At 48.7% G+C, this 22,633-nt stretch carries 22 protein-coding genes; 17 read left to right on the top strand and 5 right to left on the bottom strand.

All coding sequences use genetic code 11. The features are described from left to right. Window positions 1-13: 13 nt before the first annotated feature. From PCH01S_RS02965 to PCH01S_RS02955, 3 genes are all read left to right on the top strand, one after another. Window positions 14-754 (top strand): YheC/YheD family protein, encoded by a 741-nt coding sequence (locus PCH01S_RS02965; RefSeq protein WP_042226647.1) that lies wholly within the window; start codon window positions 14-16, stop codon window positions 752-754. A gap of 357 nt (window positions 755-1,111) precedes the next feature. Beyond that, entirely contained in the window at window positions 1,112-1,867 is a 756-nt protein-coding gene (locus PCH01S_RS02960) for a sulfite exporter TauE/SafE family protein (RefSeq protein ID WP_042226645.1), read from the top strand. Window positions 1,868-1,929: 62 nt separating this feature from the next. Next, complete coding sequence (locus tag PCH01S_RS02955) at window positions 1,930-2,979, top strand: DUF1835 domain-containing protein (protein ID WP_241688691.1); 1,050 nt, start codon at window positions 1,930-1,932, stop codon at window positions 2,977-2,979. An 86-nt stretch (window positions 2,980-3,065) separates the two neighbouring features. Here the strand turns inward: PCH01S_RS02955 and PCH01S_RS02950 are convergent, their stop codons facing one another. The 3 genes from PCH01S_RS02950 to PCH01S_RS02940 all read right to left on the bottom strand — a co-directional run bounded on the left by PCH01S_RS02950 (window position 3,066) and on the right by PCH01S_RS02940 (window position 5,267). Then, complete coding sequence (locus PCH01S_RS02950) at window positions 3,066-3,443, bottom strand: hypothetical protein (protein WP_042226644.1); 378 nt, start codon at window positions 3,441-3,443, stop codon at window positions 3,066-3,068. Window positions 3,444-3,785: 342 nt separating this feature from the next. After that, the gene (gene yedA / locus PCH01S_RS02945; RefSeq protein ID WP_084706510.1) at window positions 3,786-4,766 is read right to left on the bottom strand and encodes a drug/metabolite exporter YedA; all 981 of its coding nucleotides are present in this window, start codon (window positions 4,764-4,766) and stop codon (window positions 3,786-3,788) included. A 48-nt stretch (window positions 4,767-4,814) separates the two neighbouring features. After that, window positions 4,815-5,267: an Lrp/AsnC family transcriptional regulator gene (locus tag PCH01S_RS02940; protein ID WP_042226642.1), complete on the bottom strand. Its 453-nt coding sequence runs from the start codon at window positions 5,265-5,267 to the stop codon at window positions 4,815-4,817. 333 nt (window positions 5,268-5,600) lie between these two features. Here PCH01S_RS02940 and PCH01S_RS02935 point away from each other — a divergent pair, with 333 nt between their 5' ends. The 11 genes from PCH01S_RS02935 (at window position 5,601) to PCH01S_RS02885 (ending at window position 18,199) form a co-directional block, all read left to right on the top strand. Next, window positions 5,601-5,939, top strand: a complete 339-nt coding sequence (locus PCH01S_RS02935) for an ArsR/SmtB family transcription factor (RefSeq protein ID WP_084706532.1) — start codon at window positions 5,601-5,603, stop codon at window positions 5,937-5,939. Window positions 5,940-5,974: 35 nt separating this feature from the next. Next, the gene (locus PCH01S_RS02930) at window positions 5,975-6,484 is read left to right on the top strand and encodes an SRPBCC family protein (RefSeq protein WP_042226640.1); all 510 of its coding nucleotides are present in this window, start codon (window positions 5,975-5,977) and stop codon (window positions 6,482-6,484) included. A 253-nt stretch (window positions 6,485-6,737) separates the two neighbouring features. Further along, window positions 6,738-8,186, top strand: coding sequence for a catalase (locus PCH01S_RS02925; RefSeq protein ID WP_129112509.1), 1,449 nt, complete (start codon window positions 6,738-6,740; stop codon window positions 8,184-8,186). A 375-nt stretch (window positions 8,187-8,561) separates the two neighbouring features. Beyond that, window positions 8,562-10,643 carry a serine hydrolase gene (locus tag PCH01S_RS02920; protein ID WP_053228633.1) on the top strand — a complete coding sequence of 694 codons (2,082 nt, stop codon included), beginning with the start codon at window positions 8,562-8,564 and terminating at the stop codon, window positions 10,641-10,643. Window positions 10,644-10,862: 219 nt separating this feature from the next. Further along, window positions 10,863-11,546, top strand: coding sequence for a response regulator transcription factor (locus tag PCH01S_RS02915; RefSeq protein ID WP_042226638.1), 684 nt, complete (start codon window positions 10,863-10,865; stop codon window positions 11,544-11,546). Window positions 11,547-11,558: 12 nt separating this feature from the next. Then, window positions 11,559-12,581 (top strand): sensor histidine kinase, encoded by a 1,023-nt coding sequence (locus PCH01S_RS02910; protein ID WP_042226637.1) that lies wholly within the window; start codon window positions 11,559-11,561, stop codon window positions 12,579-12,581. Between the two features lie 81 nt (window positions 12,582-12,662). Continuing rightward, complete coding sequence (locus tag PCH01S_RS02905) at window positions 12,663-13,448, top strand: ABC transporter ATP-binding protein (protein WP_241688690.1); 786 nt, start codon at window positions 12,663-12,665, stop codon at window positions 13,446-13,448. Further along, window positions 13,432-15,348, top strand: coding sequence for an ABC transporter permease (locus tag PCH01S_RS02900; RefSeq protein ID WP_042226634.1), 1,917 nt, complete (start codon window positions 13,432-13,434; stop codon window positions 15,346-15,348). Before PCH01S_RS02905 ends, PCH01S_RS02900 begins: the two co-directional genes overlap by 17 nt. 398 nt (window positions 15,349-15,746) lie before the next feature. Continuing rightward, the gene (locus PCH01S_RS02895) at window positions 15,747-16,226 is read left to right on the top strand and encodes a cysteine hydrolase family protein (protein ID WP_042226631.1); all 480 of its coding nucleotides are present in this window, start codon (window positions 15,747-15,749) and stop codon (window positions 16,224-16,226) included. Window positions 16,227-16,522: 296 nt separating this feature from the next. Continuing rightward, window positions 16,523-17,425, top strand: a complete 903-nt coding sequence (locus PCH01S_RS02890; protein ID WP_042226629.1) for an SDR family oxidoreductase — start codon at window positions 16,523-16,525, stop codon at window positions 17,423-17,425. 213 nt (window positions 17,426-17,638) lie between these two features. Then, complete coding sequence (locus PCH01S_RS02885; protein ID WP_174446785.1) at window positions 17,639-18,199, top strand: NAD(P)H-dependent oxidoreductase; 561 nt, start codon at window positions 17,639-17,641, stop codon at window positions 18,197-18,199. 79 nt (window positions 18,200-18,278) lie between these two features. Here the strand turns inward: PCH01S_RS02885 and PCH01S_RS02880 are convergent, their stop codons facing one another. Continuing rightward, window positions 18,279-18,635: a winged helix-turn-helix transcriptional regulator gene (locus PCH01S_RS02880; RefSeq protein WP_042226625.1), complete on the bottom strand. Its 357-nt coding sequence runs from the start codon at window positions 18,633-18,635 to the stop codon at window positions 18,279-18,281. A gap of 309 nt (window positions 18,636-18,944) precedes the next feature. On the opposite strand from PCH01S_RS02880, the gene PCH01S_RS02875 reads away from it, so the two are divergent. Together PCH01S_RS02875 and PCH01S_RS02870 are read left to right on the top strand one after the other, a co-directional pair. Next, window positions 18,945-19,769 carry a MerR family transcriptional regulator gene (locus PCH01S_RS02875; RefSeq protein WP_042226623.1) on the top strand — a complete coding sequence of 275 codons (825 nt, stop codon included), beginning with the start codon at window positions 18,945-18,947 and terminating at the stop codon, window positions 19,767-19,769. 37 nt (window positions 19,770-19,806) lie between these two features. Then, window positions 19,807-20,829 (top strand): serine hydrolase domain-containing protein, encoded by a 1,023-nt coding sequence (locus PCH01S_RS02870; protein ID WP_042226622.1) that lies wholly within the window; start codon window positions 19,807-19,809, stop codon window positions 20,827-20,829. Between the two features lie 303 nt (window positions 20,830-21,132). On the opposite strand, the gene PCH01S_RS02865 is transcribed toward PCH01S_RS02870, so the two are convergent. Beyond that, window positions 21,133-21,762 (bottom strand): cysteine hydrolase family protein, encoded by a 630-nt coding sequence (locus PCH01S_RS02865; RefSeq protein WP_053228632.1) that lies wholly within the window; start codon window positions 21,760-21,762, stop codon window positions 21,133-21,135. A gap of 374 nt (window positions 21,763-22,136) precedes the next feature. Here PCH01S_RS02865 and PCH01S_RS02860 point away from each other — a divergent pair, with 374 nt between their 5' ends. Then, window positions 22,137-22,580: an SMI1/KNR4 family protein gene (locus PCH01S_RS02860; RefSeq protein WP_042226620.1), complete on the top strand. Its 444-nt coding sequence runs from the start codon at window positions 22,137-22,139 to the stop codon at window positions 22,578-22,580. Window positions 22,581-22,633 lie beyond the last annotated feature (53 nt).

Genomic DNA, 22,633 nt, shown 5'->3' with positions numbered 1-22,633 from the left:
AAGGTGGAGTCCTATGGGATCGAATACAAGAAATAAGTGGTACAAATATTTGATATTGAGAAGGCATGCATCTCTAAAACGTTACGTACTCAAAACGAGGCTCCTGACCCGGCATAATTTTTCGAAACTTCTCTCCAAGTACACGCATGTTATCGTGAAACCGGTGTGGGGGAGCCGTGGACGGGGGGTCATTCAAGTCTCATGGAAAGGAAATCATAAGTACGCCGTACGTTACGAGAACAGAAAAATTATAATTCGGGGTCGAACCAATACGTATCGTTATATTAGAAGAAAAATCGGATACGCCAGTTATATGGTTCAACGCAGAATTACTCGTCCAACCATCAACAAACGCCCTTTTGATATGAGAGTCATCATTCAACGGAGAATGTACTCATCTGAATGGGTAGTCACAGGAAAGGTCATCAAAGTTGCAGGTAAAGGTTATATCGTTTCCAACCATACACGGAGTAAGGGGACATTGCACCGTTTTAAATCCGGCATTAGACGATCTTCCGTTCGGCACCTGTCCGCCAGTGCGTTAGAGTCCCATATTGATCGTGTTTCCATACGTTCCGCGAAAAGATTAAGCGCATTTTTTCCGGGACACCGTATATATGGACTGGACGTCGGAATAAACCGGAAAGGACGTATCGGAATTATTGAAGCTAATCTTTATCCGGCAAGTTCCCATTTCCTTAAACTGAAGGATAGAAAGATGTATTACCGCATTATGGATTACAAAAACGGTTAAGACAAAATGGGTGATTGGTTAACGATACATGTTCTTGTCCCAGGTCAAAGACATGTATCGTTTTCTGATGAAGGAGAAACATGCGGCTGCAAATGGAACAATTCATAAATTCAACACCCTATCAGAACCCATGTGTGCGCGCTTATGGCCTTCGCAATAAACTTATGTGTAGGATCTTGTTTGATAGTCTTTGAAACGCATATATACCGCATATAACCCGTTAGAAATCGTATTTTATACAGGAATATAGTGTGATATTATATAGTCCTGTATAAAAAGGAGGGGTTCTATGCGTTATTTAATTTTTGATGCAAATTCGTTGAACGGGCGGTCTTACTTAGCCGGCGGGAGGGAACTATGACTATCTCTCTGATCGTGCTGGTGGTTGCTGCGGTTTTTGTCGGCGTCTTCATGAAATCTATGTTCGGCTTCGGGGAGGCGATCGTGAGCATGCCTTTGCTTGCCCTGCTGCCGGTGCCTCTACAAACGTCGGTTGCCCTGATCGGTTTGGTGGGACTGACCGTTGCTTTGCTGACCGTGTTCAGCGGTTGGCGCCATGTTGAACGTCCTGTCCTGATTCGATTGGCCGCTTCCACCGTAATCGGTATTCCTTTCGGGCTTATTATGCTTCATCTTGTTCCTTCTATCGTGATTACTTCCGCACTTGGTATTTTCTTAATCATTTTCGGCTGCTATTCCTTATTGAAGAAGATACTCTCCCGGAAAATCGGGCGGCCGCTGCTTAACAACCGAGGATGGGTTTTGCCGTTCGGTTTTGCTTCCGGAGTTCTTGGCAGCGCCTATAATTTTAACGGTGTGCCGGTCGTTGTTTACGGTACTTTGCGGCGCTGGAATCCGGATCGCTTTCGGGGGACGCTGCAGGCTCATTTTCTTATATCCGGCTTACTCGTTGTGACAGGACATGCACTTGGCGGGTTATGGACGTTGGATGCATTTGTTTTGTACGGGTACTCTTTACCCGCTATTCTCGCGGCTACCGGACTGGGTGTTCTTTTGAATAAGCGAATTTCGGCCGATAAATTTGAACGTTATTTATTTATGATGATTATCTTACTTGGGTTTCTGTTAATCCTGCCAAGCGGTTCTGCCTAGGCGTAAAAGGCTGTAAAATTTATATTGAAAAGCTTCTAAAGGAAAAGAGAGGGAGGATAGAAATGGGTGGTAAACCGGGGATCGCTAGGGTATTTGATCGTTTGGGGAATCAAGGCACGAAGCTTTATCTGGGATTTGCTTTGGAACAAATCAGGAAGCTGAAAGAGCGGGAAGCGCCGCGGGAAAAAGCGATTTCCGAACTCATTGAGCTGTATGACGAATTAATTGAATCCGCAGAAAAAAGGGCGGCCTGGGACCCGGTTCCGACCTGTACCCATGTCCATTTTGTTGTAGGCGATTCTTTTGCGGGCAGCCTAAAAGTGGCTCTGAACCAGCTCAACTGGTCGGGCACTCACAAGGTGATTACGCTGAGCGAGAACTACGCCATTGGACCGATTCGCGGCTTGGACTTATACGAAGGATGGAAAGCAAGGTGGGACTGGTTTCAGGACCATATTACCGAGGCATGTGAAGTTTGCGATGACCCGGAAGAGGATTACAATCAGTTACTGGAACAGGTCAACAAAATTCCGGAACAGGCGAAGGTAATTATCTGGACCAGCCGCAACGCATGCGAGCAGACGGGAATGCTGCACGCGATCCGTTTGTTAAGCGGGCGGTCCAATTCTTTAGTGCTTTATGATGCTTGCGCAATCTGTGAGGAGCTTGATAACCGTCCGGATGCCGCGATCAGCTACAGGCACTCGGGAGAGATTCCGTCAGACAAACTGCAGGCGGCGCTTGTCCGCATGAAGGATAACAGCTGCCTGAGAGATGCGGATAGGACACGGTTGGAGCGGGAATGGCAAACAATTTCGAAGCAAAGCGGAACACTTCGAATTTGGCGTGATGGAGCAGTGGCTGAGGTGCCCGATAATTATTATGACATGTACTTGCTGGGCAAGCTGGACAAGCTAAGACCGGCCTCTGATCATGGTTATCTGAAAACAGCTCGTCTGATTGGAGAAGCGATGGGCTATTGTGAGCAATTTATCGGAGACGCTTATTTTGAATACCGGGTGAGGCAGTTGATTTATGACGGTATTCTTGAGATTAAAGGTGTTCCCAGTTCGATGAGACGCTATAGCGTCGGACGTAAAAAGATCACGTAAATAGGGTGAACATTTTTATGTACATCCTTCACAATCGAATGTGAAGAATGTATTTTTGAAAGTATGGCACTCACAAGAAAGCCTATTTACATAACTGGACTAAGTGACGGAATAAAGCTTAATTCGGATTGAAGAATACGTTGATCCGTGACAAGGTTTCCAAATCCGTCGATACCGAACACAGAGAGTAACGCATTGGGAGTTACAACGGAAGTCGTGTTAATTTGAACTTCATAAGAGGTGTTCCCGGCAATAAAAAATTCTCTAACATTATAAGAATTTGCAGGAACTACATACGATATCAGATAGGCCGTGTAGAATGTAGTGGAGTTTACAGAAGCGAATATCTGCACCGTAACGGTTACCGGGTTTGTGGTATCCAAGTTTCTGACGTTCATAACAATGTTAGAAGATGCGGTACCGAAGTCTCTCGTATTGGTAATTACACCTGTAGAAAATGGCATACACATTCCTCTCCTTTTGGTAGATTTGCTATAGGATATGAACGGCTGCCAGTAATTGATTGGATGATAATCTATCCTATTAGTAAACTTTTAAACCAGACTACTATTACTCCATGAATGTGAGCGCTGTTTGTACGTTTTATTCATCAAAAAACGACAAACCCTAATCTCCTAAGGCCTGTCGTCGTTTTATTAAACCGTAACCTTATTAAGTTGCAGGGTATTTTCCCTGAACACCACAGAAGCTTATTAACCATAGTATGGTTCTGTGTTAACAAGCCATTCTTCTAGATCGGACGAAGAGAATGGCTTGTTTTTTGGCGTAACCGTTTAAAATGTCGTTCAATCGCGGCTGGTAACGGATGCCGACCGGCCGGGTGGTTTTCTCGCGCCTTTGCCTTTTCGGGAGAGCGTAATCACGACAACCGCGGCTACAATGAAGACAGCGGCCGTCAGCGAATTGGGGGACAACTGTTCGCCGGCCAGGGACCAGCCCAGAAATACGGCAACGACGGGATTGACAAAGGCATAAGTGGAAACCAGTACGGGTTCCGCATGTTTTAACAGCCAGATGTAGGCCGTATAACTGACGATAGAACCGAATGCGATCAAATATCCGAGGGCCGCATAAGAACGAAGGGTGATTGTACTCGGTTGTAATCCGGACCATTCACCCAGGACAAGCGCAGTGATTAAAAGCAAAGCTCCGCCGATGATCATTTGGAGAGCGGTAGACAGCAGCGGCGATTCGGGAAGATTGGCTTTGCGGGAATACAAAGAACCGATTGACCAGGAGACGGAAGCGAGCAGGAGAGAGACGATCCCCAGCATATCCAGATTTCCGCCAGAAGACGAACCGGGATGGACGACCAGAATGACAATTCCCGCGAAACCAAGTAACAGGCCCGCCACGATACCAGTTGAGGGCTTATTTCGGCTGCGGCCCATCCAACCGAATACGAGCATCCATAAAGGAACGGTAGCGACCAGCAGAGAGGCAATGGCGGAGGGGACACGCTGTTCGGCCCAAGCTACGACCCCGTTTCCGCCTAGCAGCAGCAAGGCGCCTGTAATTCCCGCGCCTTTCCATTCTTCGGCGTTGGGGCGTTTTTCCCCTGTCAATCGCGCCAGCACGTATAAGATTAACCCGGCACTTAGAAAACGAACTCCTCCCATCGTAAAAGGCGGGATCGTTTCAATAGCGACTTTCATTCCGAGGTAGGTCCCGCCCCAGAACAAATAAACCGACATCAAAGCGGCTGCAGTGCCGAGAAATTTGGAAGTTCCCGCCTGAGTAAGATCTGTCCCCGGAGGCTGTTTCATAGTCTTGCTCCTTCCTGTCTAATCAAAAACGCTACGGATAGGGCGGACTCAATTTTCTTTTCGCCCATTTTCATACATGGTAGACAAAATGAAAGTCGTGGAGGTTTCCTGAACCTCGTGAATTTTAACCATTTCATCGATTAAATTGGTAAGTTGCTCGGGGGCGGATACCCGCACTTTAAGCATCATGCACCATTCTCCCGCAAGCCGTTGACATTCCAGGATAGTAACATCTCTGACCTGGAGAGCCACGATTTTATCCGAAGTCTCTCTAAAATTTAGACACTTCATTTTGACATAAATATAAGCTTTGATTTTTTGTTCCAATCGACTCCAATCTACGATGCCGCGATATCCTTTAATAATTCCGTTTTTTTCAAGCTTCGCGACTCTCTGATGAACAGCCGGACGGGAAATGTGAAGACATTTGCTTATCTCTTCATGAGAAAGTCTCCCGTCCTCTTCAAGCAACCGGATGATTTTCATGTCGATAGAGTCCATCTATACGCTAACCTCCTCGGGTAAATTATAGCACGCAACCGGCAAACGGAAACTATTCGTAATCCCTATAAGATAAAATCAAACGAATCGTCAGAATCGGCCTTGAGTTTGGGAAAAATCACCGGTCTTCGCATACAAATACACTTCAGTCTTTACGAAACGTAACGATAATAGAGGCGGTCATCCGGCAGGGATGATGACTCTATAAGCGGATATAAATATTCCTTTACGGGAATATTCCTTATGTGGTATATTGATTTCAGCAAGGAAAAGCAATCCGAACAACGACTCCGGACACATCCTTACAAGACCGGCAGAGAATGGATGATGACGATGGACGCTCGCGTCATGAGTGCTCTTGCCGAGCCCAACCGGCTGCTGATTTTGGATCTGCTCCGAGAATGTCCGCTCACCGTAGGGGAAATTGCGGAGCGGCTGCAGATGCGCCAGCCTCAGGCATCGAAGCATTTGCGTGTTCTGAGCGAAGCGGGCCTTGTTAAGGCACAGGCGGATGCGAATCGGCGAATCTACAGCCTCCAGCCGGAACCTTTCCGGGAACTGGATGAATGGCTCCAAAGCTATCGCGTCATCTGGGAGGAACGATTCGACCGTCTGGACGACTATTTGCAGAAGCTGCAGGGCCGGGAAAGCGGGGAAGATCGGCAAGACTGATGGAAGAGAACCCAATTATTGAGGAGGAATTTACAATGACCAATCCAATGACATCCAAGGTAGAAGACAAAACACTGACGCTGGAGCGCGTATTCAAAGCTCCCCGTGAGCTGGTTTTCGAGGCCTTCACACAGGCCGAGCATCTGAAGCACTGGTGGGGTCCGAGAGGCTGGAGCATTCCGGTATGCAACATGGATTTCCGTGTCGGCGGCGTTTGGCATTATTGCATGAAATGCGAGGACAAAAATCAGGGCGACTTCTACGGTATGGAATCGTGGGGCAAAGCGGTATACAGCGAGATCCAGGCACCGGAGAAGATCGTGTACACGGACTATTTCTCCGACGCGGAAGGCAACATTGCGGAAACGATGCCGGCCACGGTCTGCACGCTGACGTTCATCGAAGTTGAAGGCGGCACCAAAGTCATCAGCAAAGGCGAATATGCAACGGCCGAGGGCTTGAAGCAGGTGCTGGATATGGGCATGCTGCAAGGCATCACCGAAACGTGGGATCGTCTGGGCGAGCACCTGGAATCGATCCAGTAGAACAGCCGGCCGATCACGCGGTCAGTCAGCTTTAAAATCCATACATGAGAGAAGAAGATCACTCCCCGGGGTGATCTTCTTCTCTTATTTATGGATAGCCGTCTATGGGCATTTCCGGGGGCGGGCGCGTGACGTAGTAGAAAATAAAGCCAATGTCGTTCCAGGATAGACGGTACAGGGGTATAAATGTTCCGAAGCTCCACATATACAATAAGGTAGCCGGAAAAATGGACGTGTGGGAGGGACGATGATTATGGAAGGAAACAACGGACGGTTTCAATCAGATGCAGCATCTTCACGCAGCGGTTCTCCGCAGAAACCTGCGGCACAGCATGTACCGAAGGAGGAGCCTCCTAGAGGCCGCATTCCTGCGCAATGGGCGGGGAACACACCGGAAGTCTTCCATTCACAGACGATAGGCGAAAGAGGTCTGGTACTCGAGCAGGACAATCTTTTACACGAAACACTGGAAACCTTTGTACATACAAAAATGATCGAAAGGCCGGTGCACGTGAAAGGCTCCGGTGCCTTCGGTTACTTTCAGACCGTCCATTCCATGGCGGCCTACACCAAGCTCTGCTTTTTACAAAATCCCGGCCAGCAGGTTCCCGTCACCGTGAGGTTTTCCCTTGCCGTAAGCAACAAAGGCACCCCGGACACTTCCCGCAATGTGCGCGGTTTTTCCACCAAGTTTTACACGGAACAAGGTGTTTTTGATTTGCTCTGCAATCATATTCCCGTATTTTCCGTACGGGACGCCATTCGTTTTCCGGAGTTCGTTCAAGCCTTTTCGCCCTCGCCGGTAAACAACCTGATCGATCCGGAACGGTTGTGGAGCTTCGTTGCCAGAGCGCCCGAATCCACTCATTTCCTGGTCAGGCTCTACTCGGACGCGGGCACGGTTAAGAGCTATCGCCATATTCCGGGTCATAGTGTAAATACCTATGTGTGGAGAAACGCACGGGGCGTCCGCACCTATGTAAAATACCACTGGATACCGTTTGCCGGCGTACAGGTTATAGACCGTCGTGAAGCGGCCCGATTGAGCGAGAATCCGGATTTTGCAGGCAAAGATTTATTTGATACCCTGGCAGCGGGCAAAACCGTTGAATACGGGCTGCATGTACAGCTTATGAACCCGGACGATGAAGCCAATCTTCCTTTTGATCCGCTGGATGATACGAAGGTCTGGGACGAGAAGCAATACCCTTTGCTGCCGGTAGGCCGGCTGGTACTGAACCGCAATCCGGACAACTATATGGATCAGGTGGAGAAAATAGCTTTCTCGCCGTCCAATCTCTTGGATGGAGCTGAGCTATCGGACGATAAGCTGCTGCAAGGCCGCGCGAATATTTACTGGGATTCTCAGCGCCGGCGGTTAGGTCCGGATTTCCGCAAAATTCCTGTCAATCATCAACAAAATTGGTCGCCCGATTCCCTTGTGACCAGTGGTAACGGCAGATATGTGGAGGGCCGTCTCATACGGTCCGAACTGCCCAAACCGGACAATTTTACACAGGCTGGCGAGTACTATCGCGCTCTGCCTCCTGTGCAGCAAGAGCATCTGGCGGAGAACCTTTCCGCCGATCTTGCCGGCATATCCCATGGAACGCAAAGTGTGGTCTTAAGCTATCTGTACCAAGCGTCGGCGGAACTGGGAGAACGGGTTGCCCGGCAAATTCAAACGCAGACAAAGGGATAATCCCCCACAAAATTAAAGGCTGCTCAGGGCAGCACGCAAGGTTAGACCGGCTTAGAGCGCAATCCGTTTTATAACAAGGATAGATGTTCTTGTCTTTCGCACCGGACAAGAACATCTATCCTTTTCCGTGTATGGACGAGTCGGAGGGTACTACTAATTCAATCCCCCAATGATAGGGAGTGGATCCGAACGTGACAACATTGTAACGTTTCCCCACTAGATTATCACCGAAATCCAACGACAGTGCCGAATCGAAACCATACAATTACGGTGTACGGACGGCCGTTCAACCTTAAATGAGTTCCCCCCAAACCTAAATTCTTTGTCGCCTGCGGTTACAAGTTTCATGAATACAGAGTAAGGAGAGGATTTAAATTGAATAAACAAAAAAATCGATCCCGCCGCACGTTTTGCATTCTGGCCGCATTACTGGCCCAGAGCCTCTTTGCGGAATCAGCTGTGTATGCATTTCACCAGCCGGCACCGAACTCGCTTGCTTCCGGTAAACGGCCTTCCTCAATCGGAAGTCCCGCCCCGGGAGATTTTACGAACGGTCCGCATGACGGCAAGGAAGTCGAGGCGTTTCTGGACGGTTTCTTCGCCAACGATGCCATTAAGCAAAAAGCCGGGGCGGCTGTGATATCCGTCGTTCATGACGGGAAAGTGCTCGTCTCCAAAGGTTACGGCGTAACCGATCGAATGTCGCAATCGCAGGTAGACGCAAGCCGGTCTACCTTTCGAATCGCTTCTGTCTCCAAAGTGTTCACGGCGGCTGCCGTCATGCAACTCGTCGAACAAGGGAAAATTTCGCTTGGGGACAATATTGAAACGTACCTGGACGGGTACAAAATAACCAATCCCTTCGATACACCGGTTACAATCGAGAATCTATTGACGCATACAACCGGTTTTGAAGTGCGCGAAGCTTCAGATGCCGATTTTTTGACGAATGATTCTCAGAAGCCGGTTACATTAAAAGAAAGCATCTTCCATCAGTTTCCGCCGGTCGTACGAAAGCCGGGAATGTCCTACATGTACGATAATTTCGCGTCGAAGCTGCTAGGGTACATCGTCCAGCAAGCAAGCGGAGAACCTTTCGGGAGTTATATGCAGAAGAATTTGTTCGATCCGCTCGGGATGACCTCAAGCAGCTTCAGCCTGAACAATGAATTGTCCGAGCGGCTGGTAAAGGCTTACGATCCGGCGAACAGCGCCATTCCGGTGTACGATTTGTCACCGCGCGAATGGCCGGAGGGGAGTATGATATCGACAGCCTCCGATATGGCTCTGTTCATGAAAGCTTTCCTCGGCGGCGGCCGGGCTCCTGACGGCACGGTTATTTTGTCCCCTGAATCGGTGAAGGGGATGTCGACCTACCACACGGCCATCCATCGGGATGTTCCCGATATGACCTATGGCTTTGAATCTCCTGTGGATCCCTCTCGTGCAAACGGGGAAGACGTCATCTCCAAAGGAGGCGATATTCTAGGCTTTAGCTCATTGTTGTGGCTGCTGCCTGACCGCAAAACAGGTATTTTCGTTTCTTATAATTCGAACGGGGATTTGCGAAACGACTTATTTGCCGCCTTTATGGATCATTATTATGCCGCTCGTAAATCGACATTCGGGCCGGAGGGTTATAAGCCTCAGCCCCAGAATGCTCTCGCCAAATTCGAGGGCTTGTATTCCGATTTGCGGATTAAATTACTGACCCGAGTCGAAGCGGCAGGAGACGGTTCTCTTCTTGTGAGCGATGTATCCGGACGCCACCGGCTGAAGCAGGTCGACGATCTGCTGTTTGTGGATGAACAAGGAAAACCGCTTGCCTTCAAGAAGGATGCCGATGGACGCATAGCCTATCTGAAATACTTAAATGTATTCAGCTATGGGGCCAAAATACCGGAGAACCAGGAAGGGTATCCGGACGTACCGGTCGGTCATCCGTATGCCACCTACATCCTTGGCCTGAAGTCGCTCGGCTTCTTGACGGATGAGCGGTCACAGCCGTTTCAACCGCAGGAAGCGGTCTCCAGGGGAGCCTTCATCCATGCTTTTAACGCGATATGGAGCATTCCCGGGTCCGCACATCCATCCTCATTTAAAGACATAGAAACTTCTCCGTATCGAAAAGATATCCAAGCGGCCGTCGAGGCCGGCATCCTGAATGGGACGGGCAACGGCTTGTTCGAACCGGACCGTCCGATTACCCGGGAAGAAGCGGCATCTATCGTTTTCCGCTTACTGGTTGAAACGGGAATCAGGGTACCGGATTCGACGGCTAGACTCGCGCCCGGCACGTCGGAATGGGCGGCGGATGCCGTCAGTTCCGCAGTGATCTGGAAGCTGCACGGACCGGAGGTAACCGAATCCGGCGGCGTGATCGACTATGGCTCACAGCGGGCGTTAAACAAGCAGGAGCTGGCGGCCATGTTGTTCACGATGCTGCTTCCCAAGTAAGGAAACCGACATTTATCCGCTGACGCGGCAGGTGAGAACGCATATTTTGTTTAGAACAAGTGTTCAGGGGGAGATATTTTCTCCTCCTTTTTGTTTGGGGAATAACGGTGCGAATGTTCTTTCCATATGCCGAACGAGAATGATGGGATGAAAAAAGTTGCGGATACATTGCGTTAGGAACCATAACAGCGGACAATGGTGAAAAGGGGGTTGGCCGTTATGGATATCAACATTTTTATTATCGAAGACGATGCTGCCATTTTTCGTTCCTTGAAGGAGAGATTGGAGCAATGGTCGTTTCACGTTACGGGGCCGGAGCGGTATGATGACGTCATGAACACGTTTATTAACGTGCAGCCCCAGCTGGTCATTATCGATATCCAGCTCCCGATGTATGACGGGTTTCACTGGTGCCGGGAGATTCGGGCAGTTTCGAAAGTGCCGATTCTGTTTCTATCCTCGCGCGATCATCCTCTGGATATGGTGATGGCAATGAATATGGGAGCGGACGATTATATTCAAAAGCCGTTCCATATGGACGTGCTTCTGGCCCAAGTTCAGGCCATTCTTCGCCGGACGTATGCTTACGCGGAGGAAGCGGCCGATCTTATCGTATGGAACGGCTCCGTCATTGATTTGAAGCGCGGGCTGATCCGCAAACATGGGCAGGACGTGATTTTAACAAGGAATGAATTTTATATACTCGTTGTTCTCGTGAAGGCGAGGGATACCGTGATATCCCGCGACGATTTGATACGCAAGCTTTGGGATGACGAACGTTTCGTCAATGACAATACGCTGACCGCGAATATAACCCGGTTGCGCCAGAAACTTACGGTATTTCAACTGGAAGAAGCCATCGTAACGAAGAAAGGGTTCGGCTATATGGCCGCCACGATGTGAGGAGGAAAGGACTTGCTGCTCCGTTATTTGGCTGACAGGAAAAGCTGGATTGTTTTCTATCTGCTTTCCTTGTTATTCGTGGACTTGCTGCTATGGATCGACAGGGGGATTGCGATACAAGCTGTCTCGATGCTGTATTTAAACATGCTGTTACTTGTGTCCATGGCAATCTTTCTCGGGTGGCGCTTTCGAAAAGAAATGAAATTCGGACGCGCCGTGGCGGAACTGGCGGAAAAGCTGGAAGAAGATTGGATGGAAGCATTGCCCCCCGCTTACTTCTATCATGAAAAAGCCGCGAATCGGCTCTTGCGGGCGGCCGGGCACTGGTACTCGCATAAACTTTCAGACAGCAGTAGAGCCCGGACGGTAGAAGAGGAGTATGTTGCCGCCTGGGTCCATGAAGTGAAAGCGCCGCTGACCGCGATGAAATTAACGATAGATACACTTAGAAGCGATCCGGCGCTGCGCAAAATTGAATCGGAATGGCTGCGGATTCATCTGCTCATCGACCAGCAATTATACATTTCACGGTTGCCATCGCTGGAGGCGGACTACCTGCTGGAAGAGACAGGGATTCAGAAACTTGCCGCCCTGGAAGTACGCGAGCTGGCCTCTTGGTGTGTGGAGAAAAACATTGCCGTGGAATTTTACGGCGAAGAGGCTTATGTAAGGACCGACCGCAAATGGTGCCGGTTCATCATCCGACAATTGTTAACGAATGCGGTCAAATATAGTCCGGCAGGTGGAATGATTCTTCTGTCGACGACGGTCTTGCCTGACGGTCCTATCAGAATCACGATTAAAGATGAAGGTCCGGGCATTGCCCCGCATGACTTGCCGCGTATTTTCGATAAAGGATTTACCGGAGGAAACGGCAGATTGCTAAATGCGGCAACCGGACTGGGGCTGTATCTTGCACGGATTGTCGCGCTCAAAATCGGGATTTCCCTAACGGTACAGTCGGAGCTGCAGGCAGGAACCGCAATGGAGATGACTTTCCCTGTAAGCAATTCGTTTGAATCTGTGCGGATATGACGATCAGAAGTCATCCAATGTTAGCGGTGGGCACACTTTTTTTCTAAATATATGGCGGGATCAGAACGGGAGGCTGTGGAGTTGAATCCTAACCATCTGCAAAAAACCGTGCTGCACGCGCGGCAAGTCCGGAAATCATTTGGCGCGCGGGGCCATGTCCAGCAGGTGCTGAGGGGCATCGACTTACGTGTGCTGGAAGGGGAATTTATCGGAATTATGGGGCCTTCCGGGTCGGGGAAATCGACGTTGATCAATGTCCTGGCGACGCTTGATAAGCCGACCGAAGGGGAAATAGCAGTTGATAATGCGGACATCTCGGCTATGAAAAACACGGAATTGTCTACTTTCCGGCGTAAGAAGTTCGGGTTCATCTTTCAGGATTACAATTTACTGGACACGCTGACCGTAAAAGAGAATATTCTGCTCCCAGTCTCGCTGGGAAAGATGAAGAAAGAAGCGGCCGAGGCTGAATATCAGGCAATTGCCGCAGATCTTGGCATTTTGGAGCTGGCCCATAAATATCCGCATGAAATTTCGGGCGGTCAGCGGCAGCGGACGTCTGCGGCACGCGCATTGATCCACAAGCCTTCTATCGTATTTGCCGATGAGCCGACAGGCGCGCTGGATTCGAAATCAGCCTCCTCGCTGCTTGAAATGATGGAGAGGCTGAATCGTCAGCGCAGGATTACAATCATGATGGTGACTCACGATCCGGTAGCTTCCAGCTACTGCAGCCGCGTCGTGTTTCTGAAGGACGGCATGCTGTATTCCGAATTATATCGCGGCGGCAAGACACGGCAAGCTTTCTTCAAAGACATCCTGAATGTCCAGGCCGTGCTTGGAGGTGACCATGTTAACCTTGTTTGAGCTGGTCATCCGCAGTATGCGGAAAAACAGCAAGCCGTACGCTCTTTATTTTTTCGCGCTTAGTTCAAGTGCAACCCTTTATTTTGTGTTTGCTGCCTTGCAAAACGATACTTCCCTTCTGGCAGCGACATTCGGCGATATTCAATTCGCATCGTTATTTGAAGGGGCAGGAATTTTTCTGCTTGCGATTATGGCAATCTTTATGATCAACGCGAACAGCATATTTCTGAGAATGAGGAGCAGGGAAATCGGGCTGTATCAGCTCGTTGGCCTGACGCGCAGAGAAGCGGGACAATTGCTCGTTACTGAACATGTGCTCCTCGGCATTGGCGCTCTCCTGATTGGGATGGGCGCCGGCACGCTAGGGTCGCGGCTTTTTTTGCTGATTCTGATGAAACTGATCGGTAACGAGAGCATAATAGCCCTCACCTTCTCCGCCTCTGCCGCCATTCAAACTGCTCTTGCGTTTGCCGTGCTTATCAGCCTTACCGTGATCCAAGTGCTGTTCAAAGTTTACCGAACTGCGCTTCTCGACCTGTTCAAGGCGGATCGGCAAGGAGATCGGCCGAAACAGCCCGAATCGGCCCTGGCCCCTGCGATGGGCCTGATCGGAATAGGGCTGATCACAACCGGCTATGTGCTGTCCGGCAGCCTGCCCGGACGTGAACTCGTTGTGCAACTAACGGTCGTTCTCGCCTTGACGATACTTGGAACCTATCTGGTGTTTCGTGTAACGTTCGGCTGGCTGTTAGATCGGTTTCGAAGGAGCAAGAACGGACAGCTCGGTCTGACAAACAGCTTGTCCCTCGCGCCGATTATGCACCGTATGAAAGGGAATGCGAGCTCTCTTACGCTGATTACGGTACTGTCTGCAATGACACTGACCATGGTGGCAATCGCTTATTCGTTATATTATTCGGCCGAGAGTGAATCCAGGGCCATGCTGCCTTACGATTTCATCTTTGAAAACAATGAGCAGGATGCGAAGTTGTTTCGTGCCGAGTTGGATAAGGCCGGGTATGCATACGTTCATCAACCGGTTGAGGCTGTTCGGCTGACAAGCCTTTCCGGCAAAGAAGGGGAGGACGGGGGCAGTCTTCTGCTGCTTTCGGCGGAACAAATACAGGCGGACGGCACCGATATAATCATGCCGGAGGCAGGGGAGGCCGTCTGGTATAAAGGCCAGAGGAGAGTATTAAGCAAGGAGGCGGAGACGGCTGCACTTCCGCAAACGATGGTTTTGGGAACAAGCGCAGTTCCTCTCATCATCCGGGTGACCCAAGTTGTTGACCGGTATACGATGAATTTCAGCGTGAAAGGCCGTCAACTCGTCGTACCGGAGACGACACTGGATGCTGTTCGTGAGCAGACGTCAGCCTCTCCCGAGGAGGAGGCCATTCGCTTGGACACCTACCGGATTGCGGATAAAAGTGAACGCGCAGCGGCATCCCGATTATATGCGAAATATGTCAAGACTGACGAGTACAGGCCGGATTTCTACACGTACTTCAAGGAATCGCTTCATAAATTCGGACTGATCATTTTCGCAGCAGGTTTTCTCGGTCTTATCTTTCTGATCGCGACAGGCAGCATTCTGTATTTCAGGCAAATCACAGAGGCGGAGCAGGAAAGGAGAAGCTATACGATTCTGCGTCAGCTCGGATTCGGGGAACGGGAAATAATGAGCGGCATTATCCGCAAGCAGCTGTTTATGTTCGCTGTACCGCTGGCGATCGGGCTAATGCATTCCATCTTCGCCGTAAAAGCGGCCTCCGCGCTCACGTTGTCGGATATTACCTTCCCGGCAGCTATTGCCATGGCGGTATACACGCTTGTCTACTTCGTGTTTGCTGTGCTCACCGTCACCCATTACCGCCGTATGGTGAAGATTGCGGAGTGAAAGACCAAGGCCAGACTCCGCCGTCCCTGTTATTCGTGCAATAGTTTTTTTGTTAAAAGGCAACGGCATCGCCGCACACTGCGTTGCGGGAGACCGAGCCGGCCATCTGCAAAGCCGTCTGCTCCCGCCTCGAACCGGCAAGGGACCGCAATGAGATGCGTTTCCAGGTCGCGGTCTATATGGCAGCACTCCCTGGAGGAGTGGCTGGAATATGAGGACAGCCGTGATCTCGTCTCCCTGCTGCACAACCATTTGGACTGCTTCTCTACCGAGCCGAACCGAACAAATGAATGAACGCTAGTTTGCTTGTATAGCGGCACTACAAATGAATGTACAACTCTTGCCTCGTTTTGTTATAGTAAAGTAAAAAATACCCCTGTATGCGAGGAAGTGAAGCGGTGAACATTGCACTTTTAATCGTCGATATGCAAATTGAATTCCTGCAAGACCGTCCGGTGTCAACCGCAAGCGCGTATATTAATCATACCGCTCAAATTTTACGTTCCGGCGGACACCCGGTCATTCATATCCAAGATGTAGAAGAGGCCGGGACGATCAGCCCGGAACGTCTTGAGTTCATCCCCGAGATTCAAATGGAGAAAGACGACCTTATCGTGAAGAAGACGTTCTCCAATGCTTTCTGGCAAACCGAATTGGAACAAATTCTGCTTGACCGTCAGATTGGCCTTGTTGTAATAGCAGGCTTTGACGCCGGGAATTGCGTCTTATTTACATACAATGGCGCGATTGAGCGCGGGTTTAAGGCCGCTATTTTACAGCATGGAATTTTGAGTGCCAAAGAAGATCTTGTTGCCCTGATGTACCGTGATCGGCATGTGATCTCGTATCCGGTCATTGAGTTCATGGTTCAGTCATAACGGGCCAGAAAGGTAAAAAATAAATTCGGACATCCGCGAACCCGCGGATTTTTTTATTTTCAGGGAAAAGATTTCGGTCCTGCAATCCCATTGCACCGTATTCAACGGGGCCTGACCAAAGGCCGCTATCGTGTTGTGGAACAGGGCACAAAAAAAGGAAACGTGGTGTTAACTGCACGGCAGGATTCTTTGAGGCGACCGTTTAAATGCTCCCGATCCTGGTTACAAAGAGAAGTGTCAGACACTTTTTACAGCATGCCGATTGATACAGATAGGACCAGGAGGAGGACTTCACTATGCCTGAACAAGATCAATATAAAGTGCAAGATCCAACCGCTCAATATCCGAAGCCGACACCTGAATGGAAGCAAAAGCAGCCTGAGCCGGGTCTCCAAAAGAAAATGACTCCCGTGCCCGATGCAGGGGAGTCAAGCTACCGCGGAACCGGACGATTAACCGGACGCAAAGCAGTGGTGACAGGAGCCGACAGCGGAATCGGCCGCGCGGCGGCGATTGCGTTTGCCCGTGAAGGTGCTGACGTGCTGCTGTCATACTTGCCGGAGGAAGAGGCGGATGCGCAAGAGGTCGTCAAACTGATCGAAGAAGCCGGACGTAAAGCCATTGCCTTTCCCGGCGATCTGAAGGACGAGCAATACTGCGAGAAGCTGATTGCGACCGCGGTAGACAAACTGGGCGGAATCGATATTCTTGCCAACGTGGCCGGCAAACAGCAGTTCGTGGAGAACATTGCGGATCTGACAACCGAACAATTCGATGCCACTTTCAAGACAAATGTCTATTCTCTCTTCTGGCTTTGCAAAGCTGCGATCAGACATATGAAGCCGGGCGGCTCCATCATTAACACGTCCTCCATTCAAGCGTATAAACCATCCCCGATTCTTTTGGATTATGCGACTACGAAATCAGCGATTAACACCTTCAGCAAAGCCCTCGCACAGCAGGTGGCGAGCAAGGGCATTCGGGTAAATGTGGTGGCGCCGGGCCCCGTATGGACTCCCCTGCAAGTTGCGGGAGGACAACCGACCGAGAAGCTGGCGGAATTCGGTACGAATACGCCGCTTGGCCGTCCGGGACAGCCTGCCGAGATGGCTCCGGCTTTTGTCTTCTTGGCCAGTCAGGAATCCAGCTATATCAGCGGAGAAACCCTTAACGCTAACGGCGGTACGCCAACGCCTTGACCTTAGCGGAATTCATGTTCAAACCGTTAAATAAAAACCTTACCGGTCTTAATAAAGACAGGTAAGGTTTTTTAGGTTTAACAACGGGAACGGACCCATAGAACCCGGGGCACTTACCTTTTTGTAAGTATATGTACTAAAAGTGCGTACTTACATAGTTATAGGTTGGACTCTATACTCAAGAAGTAAATACACTGTTAGGAGGAAAATATGCTGAAAACTCTTGTTATCGTTACACACCCGAGCCTGGAAACATCCGTCATCAATAAACGATGGATAGAAGAACTCGAAAAATACCCGGAAAAATATACGGTACACGACTTGCATAAGATTTATCCCGACGGAAACATAGACGTGAAGAGAGAACAGCAGCTGATTGAATCGCATGGCAACCTTGTCCTGCAATTCCCTGTGTATTGGTTTAATTGTCCGCCGCTCCTTAAAAAGTGGCTCGACGATGTTTTTACTTACGGATGGGCCTATGGTTCCAACGGCGATAAATTAAGGAATCGCAAAGCGGCTTTAGCGGTTTCTGCCGCAATTAAAGAAGAGGACTATAGGGAAGAGGGGAGATACCGCTATACGCTCCAACATTTACTATCCCCTTTTGAAATCACCTTCCTATACTGCGATGCGGACTATCGTTCGCTCTTTGCGTATTACGGCACAGAAACCGAATCTGGCGAAAATGTACCCGGTTCGGAAAATGAATCGCCGGCAAACGGTTTGGAAAAAAGCGCACAAGATTATGTCAGGTTTATCGATAATCTGTAAGAGGCAATTATATTGAACTATAAAAAAGAAGTATTTCCTTGTAGGAGATACTTCTTTTTTTAAAACAAATACCTTCTGCCTACCGCTGTGCGGCCTCGGAATCGGGCCAATTGTTTTCACCCCACTTGCACATCATGCTTAGCAGCGGAAGGAGAGAAAGGCCGCGTTCCGATAAGGAATACTCGACTTTCGGAGGAACTTGGGGGAATTCCTTGCGCAGGATAAGCCCGTCCGCTTCCATCTCTTTTAACATGATGCTTAAAGTTTTAAAGGAGATGCTTCCGATACTTCGCTTCAGTTCATTATGCCGCATCACTTTGTTCTCAGCCAGCCAATATATAATGATCATTTTATATTTACCGCTTATTAAAGACAACGTATAGCCAAAACCGGTGTCTTTTAGTGCCACGCCGGTGGGAACACAGGTTTCACGCACAAATTACACTCTCCTTTGGATGAGTATAGGACATAAATGGATATACGGTATAATAGATCATTATGCAATCTTTTGGTAAGCATGTAAAGATAGACGGCTGCAGTCCGAACTTGACGACGATGCTGAACGCCAGCCTCGCCACTTTGGCACTGCTGCCGTATTCGGGGCTCAAGAGAGGCGGCATGAACAGCCAATGCCGAATCGTTTTGCGGTTGACTTTGCCCCTAGGGCAAGCTGTACATTGAAGGTGAACAAAGCAAGGATAGTATCCTATGAACCATAAAAAAACAGGAAAAGGGAGGTGACCTCTTGCTGTCGATTGGGGAGTTCTCGAAAATTTGCGAAGTGTCTACAAAAACGCTCCGATATTATGATGAGATCGGATTAATCCATCCGGATGAGATTAACCCCGAGAACGGGTATCGGTATTACTCCATCAGGCAGCTTAAAAAAATGCTTTTGATCAATCGGTTGAAATCTTATCACTTTTCTCTGGAAGAAATCAAAGCCATGCTGGAATTGGAAGGAGATCAATCGGAAGAAAAGCTTTGTTCCGCCCTTACTCGCAAGCGAAAGGAAATCCAGGATAAGCTGACTGCTTTTGAATACACCCTAAACCAGATAAGCACGGATATTTTAAACGTACAGAAGGGCATGCCCATTCTGTACCACCTTGACCGGATAGAAGTGGAGCTGGTTGAAACCCAGCCCGTGAATATCCTGTATACGCGTCAAATGATGAGCCGGGATGACTTAGTTCGGGGATATGAGAATTATTTCGGCAAACTGTATGAAAAGATCGCGGTTGAAAAACTCACCCTGCTTGGCAAGCCAATGACTATTTATCACAGTTCCGAATACAATCCTGCCGGAAATGATACGGAGTTTGCCATCCCGGTAGGGGAGTTCGTAAAGGGAACTCGGGATATGCCCGGAGGGCTTTGCGCGAAGTCCGTTCTTCAGGGTGCCTATTCAGACTTGACCTCGGTATATGCCAGACTGATGGAATGGATCGAGAATGAAGGATACAAAGTGGTAAGATCCCCTTACGAAGTGTATATAACCGATCCTTCTCAAGCCAAAGATTCCGGCGATATTGTGACCGAGGTTTATTTTCCTGTAAAGAAAAAATAGCCGAAAGACTTGACATTATCCTTGGGAGGTATTTATCATGCCAACAACTTACTGGCCGACTGCAGAATGGCAAGCGGTAGACCCGGCGCTCTTAAGAATGGACCCTGAAAAGCTCGCAGAGCTTGAACCTGTCATCCAATCCGAGTACGGCAATATAAACGGTGTGGTTATAGTGAGGAACGGAGCTATTGCTCACGAGAGTTACTACAACGGCTGTGGCCCTGACAATACGCATCATGTGGCATCGGTAACGAAAAGTATCCTGTCCGCCCTCATTGGCATTGCCATAGATACAGGCTCCATTAAACATGTGGACCAGAAGGTTCTGGATTTCTTCCCCGACTATGTTCCCGATGCCTCCGATAGCCAGAAAAGGGAAATCACCTTGCGTCATCTTCTCACCATGACGGCTCCGTATTCATTCGCGGATTGGCACGAACCGCTGGACAAGATGTGCATGCAGTCTGACTGGGTCAAGTATACGCTGGATATGCTGGGTCAAAAAGGGGAAATCGGAACGTTTAAGTATTCCACCGCAGGGGCGCACCTGCTGTCGGCCATCATCACTCGCAGCACGGGAAAAAGTGCCCGTGAGTTCGCCAACGAACGGTTATTTAACCTTATCGGCATGAAAGAAATCCCCGATTATGAAATGAAATCGTTCGGGTTCGAGGACTTATTCGGGGAGAAGGTAAGAGGATGGGTACAAGACCCGAACCGGAATTCCACCGGAGGATGGGGACTTACGCTAACTCCCCGTGACATGGCGCGTTTCGGTCTTCTCTATTTGAACCGTGGCTTATGGAATCATCGTCAGATTATTTCCGGGGCATGGGTGAACGAATCCACGGCAATGAACGCCAATAATTACGGTTATTTATGGTGGCTGCGCGAAGAGGAAGGGGTCTATGCTTACTCGGCACTAGGGGACGGGGGAAATGTCATTTGCTGCATCCCGGAAAAAGACCTGGTTATCGCAATTACATCCGAATTCGTCGCTCATCCCCGGGACAGGTGGACACTGATTAAGGATCATATTATCCCGGCTGCAATAGGCTGAATGGATCACATGGAAGAAATTCGGTGAAATTATGGAGAAGGGGGTTACATCTCAACAGTGCATGTTCATCAATTGTCCAAAGAAAATAAAGTATTAGATTGGCGATGGTGTTAAACGGGCAGTTTAGTTTAAGAATGGAAATGGCTCCTTTATGTTTGTGCCAAGCAAGAATAACCCCTCCGAACAGATTGGAGGGGGTTGTGCTATCTAAATTCATCCGTTATTCCAAGCCCTTATTCTGACCAAGCAACCACTAAGGGACAGTTCGGACAAGTTGTATAGGAAATTACCATTGGGGATGATTTATAATTTTGAAATAGCCTCCTGTGTCGTCCAAGTAGCACTGGCAAATGCTTTATAATTGGTAACGGCAGCTTGAAAATCCTCTTCACTAATTGTTGCGGTGGCATCGTATACAACAGCTGTTTCAAAACCAGTTTCGATTAGATGCCTCATATGGGACTCTACACAAATGTTGGAAAGCACCCCTGCAATAATTATCTTCTCTTTTCTATGTTGTCGTAACTGATATTCCAAGTCATTTGTTTGTGGGCTGGCAACCTTGTGAGGAGTTGCAATGACGGTTCTTCTATCAAAAATATAAGGTTTGAAAGAATGAACAAAATCAGCTCCAAATGACGGTGGTGTGTACGCATTTGCCACTTGATACATTCTAAGACCTAATAGCATATTTTGTTCATTTCCTGTAAATTGCCAGCCATAATCATGTGGGTATAAATAATGGGGCGATATGAAAAGTTGGTATCCCTTATTCATGGCAGTTCTCATTAATAGTTCAAGGTTTTGTAAAGTATTGTTTCGTTCAATAGTTCCTTTAGTCAGATGATAGCCTCTTCCCCCAGGACTCATAAAGTCATTTTGTGGGTCTGTGATTACAATAGCAGTATTATTGGGATGTGGTTTAAACGGCAAATTACTTACCTCCCTCGCAGCATAAGCTTGCGGAAATGTTTGCAACCTGTTCAGGGAAGATAGAGAAGTTGTTTTCTAAAAATGTTCAGCATTGACACGACAGATGCACCGAACAAGTACATAGTCATTAAAAACTCTATAGGCATCTATATGTATTTGTAGTTTGTTTGGTTACCTTTGTTATAGAAATTAGTGTGCAACTTTGACGAAATGTTTCCAGAAGGTATGCTAACGGGAAACGTTAGTTGAATGACAACAGTGGCAGTCTAAGACTTTATTTTTCAAGTCTTGGTCCGCCGCTGTTTCTTTTAATGGATCAGTCTCAATTTATGTCCTATTTGATCGTATAAAATGCAGGGTGGGAGGATTTCCTTATGAAAGAGGCGTTAATGGAGAGATTAAAGGCTTTCCTTCACCGGAAAGATAATAGCACACTGGTAGGCAGTCCGGCGAGCCAAGAGGAAATTGCTCATGCAGAGCAGCAGCTGAATGTAAGCTTTCATGAGGACTACTCGCATTTTATCCGGACGTTTGGGGGAGCGTACGCAGGTCTTGCGGTACATGCATTCTCTAATGGCTCCAGTCTCGGAAATGAAACGGTTGTCGATTTGACGCTGGAGTTCCGGGAGCAATTTAAGGGGCTTCCCTTTGCAGAGGTTTTGCGAACCGGCTATGTCATCTCCATGGATGGTTCCGGTAATCCGATTCTAATCAATCAGTCCGGACAGGTTGTTATCGGTGATCACGATACCGGGGAGATGGAGTTAATAGCGGATTCATTCGAGGCGCTGATCGAGGAACAATTTTGTGAATGGTGAGTTTCCAAAAGACTAAAGGCTTATTACAAGATAGGAGAAGGAATGAATTATAG

The sequence above is a fragment of the Paenibacillus chitinolyticus NBRC 15660 genome (assembly GCF_000739915.1).
GTDB classification, from domain to species: Bacteria; Bacillota; Bacilli; order Paenibacillales; family NBRC-103111; genus Paenibacillus_F; species Paenibacillus_F chitinolyticus.
This window is presented reverse-complemented; position numbering and strand designations above follow the sequence as displayed.

Coding starts and splice junctions, on each gene's coding strand:
- PCH01S_RS02965 (WP_042226647.1), top strand. CDS start 14: ATGGGATCGAATACAAGAAATAAGTGGTACAAATATTTGATATTGAGA.
- PCH01S_RS02960 (WP_042226645.1), top strand. CDS start 1,112: ATGACTATCTCTCTGATCGTGCTGGTGGTTGCTGCGGTTTTTGTCGGC.
- PCH01S_RS02955 (WP_241688691.1), top strand. CDS start 1,930: ATGGGTGGTAAACCGGGGATCGCTAGGGTATTTGATCGTTTGGGGAAT.
- PCH01S_RS02950 (WP_042226644.1), bottom strand. CDS start 3,443: ATGCCATTTTCTACAGGTGTAATTACCAATACGAGAGACTTCGGTACC.
- yedA (WP_084706510.1), bottom strand. CDS start 4,766: ATGAAACAGCCTCCGGGGACAGATCTTACTCAGGCGGGAACTTCCAAA.
- PCH01S_RS02940 (WP_042226642.1), bottom strand. CDS start 5,267: ATGGACTCTATCGACATGAAAATCATCCGGTTGCTTGAAGAGGACGGG.
- PCH01S_RS02935 (WP_084706532.1), top strand. CDS start 5,601: ATGGACGCTCGCGTCATGAGTGCTCTTGCCGAGCCCAACCGGCTGCTG.
- PCH01S_RS02930 (WP_042226640.1), top strand. CDS start 5,975: ATGACCAATCCAATGACATCCAAGGTAGAAGACAAAACACTGACGCTG.
- PCH01S_RS02925 (WP_129112509.1), top strand. CDS start 6,738: ATGGAAGGAAACAACGGACGGTTTCAATCAGATGCAGCATCTTCACGC.
- PCH01S_RS02915 (WP_042226638.1), top strand. CDS start 10,863: ATGGATATCAACATTTTTATTATCGAAGACGATGCTGCCATTTTTCGT.
- PCH01S_RS02900 (WP_042226634.1), top strand. CDS start 13,432: ATGTTAACCTTGTTTGAGCTGGTCATCCGCAGTATGCGGAAAAACAGC.
- PCH01S_RS02890 (WP_042226629.1), top strand. CDS start 16,523: ATGCCTGAACAAGATCAATATAAAGTGCAAGATCCAACCGCTCAATAT.
- PCH01S_RS02870 (WP_042226622.1), top strand. CDS start 19,807: ATGCCAACAACTTACTGGCCGACTGCAGAATGGCAAGCGGTAGACCCG.
- PCH01S_RS02860 (WP_042226620.1), top strand. CDS start 22,137: ATGAAAGAGGCGTTAATGGAGAGATTAAAGGCTTTCCTTCACCGGAAA.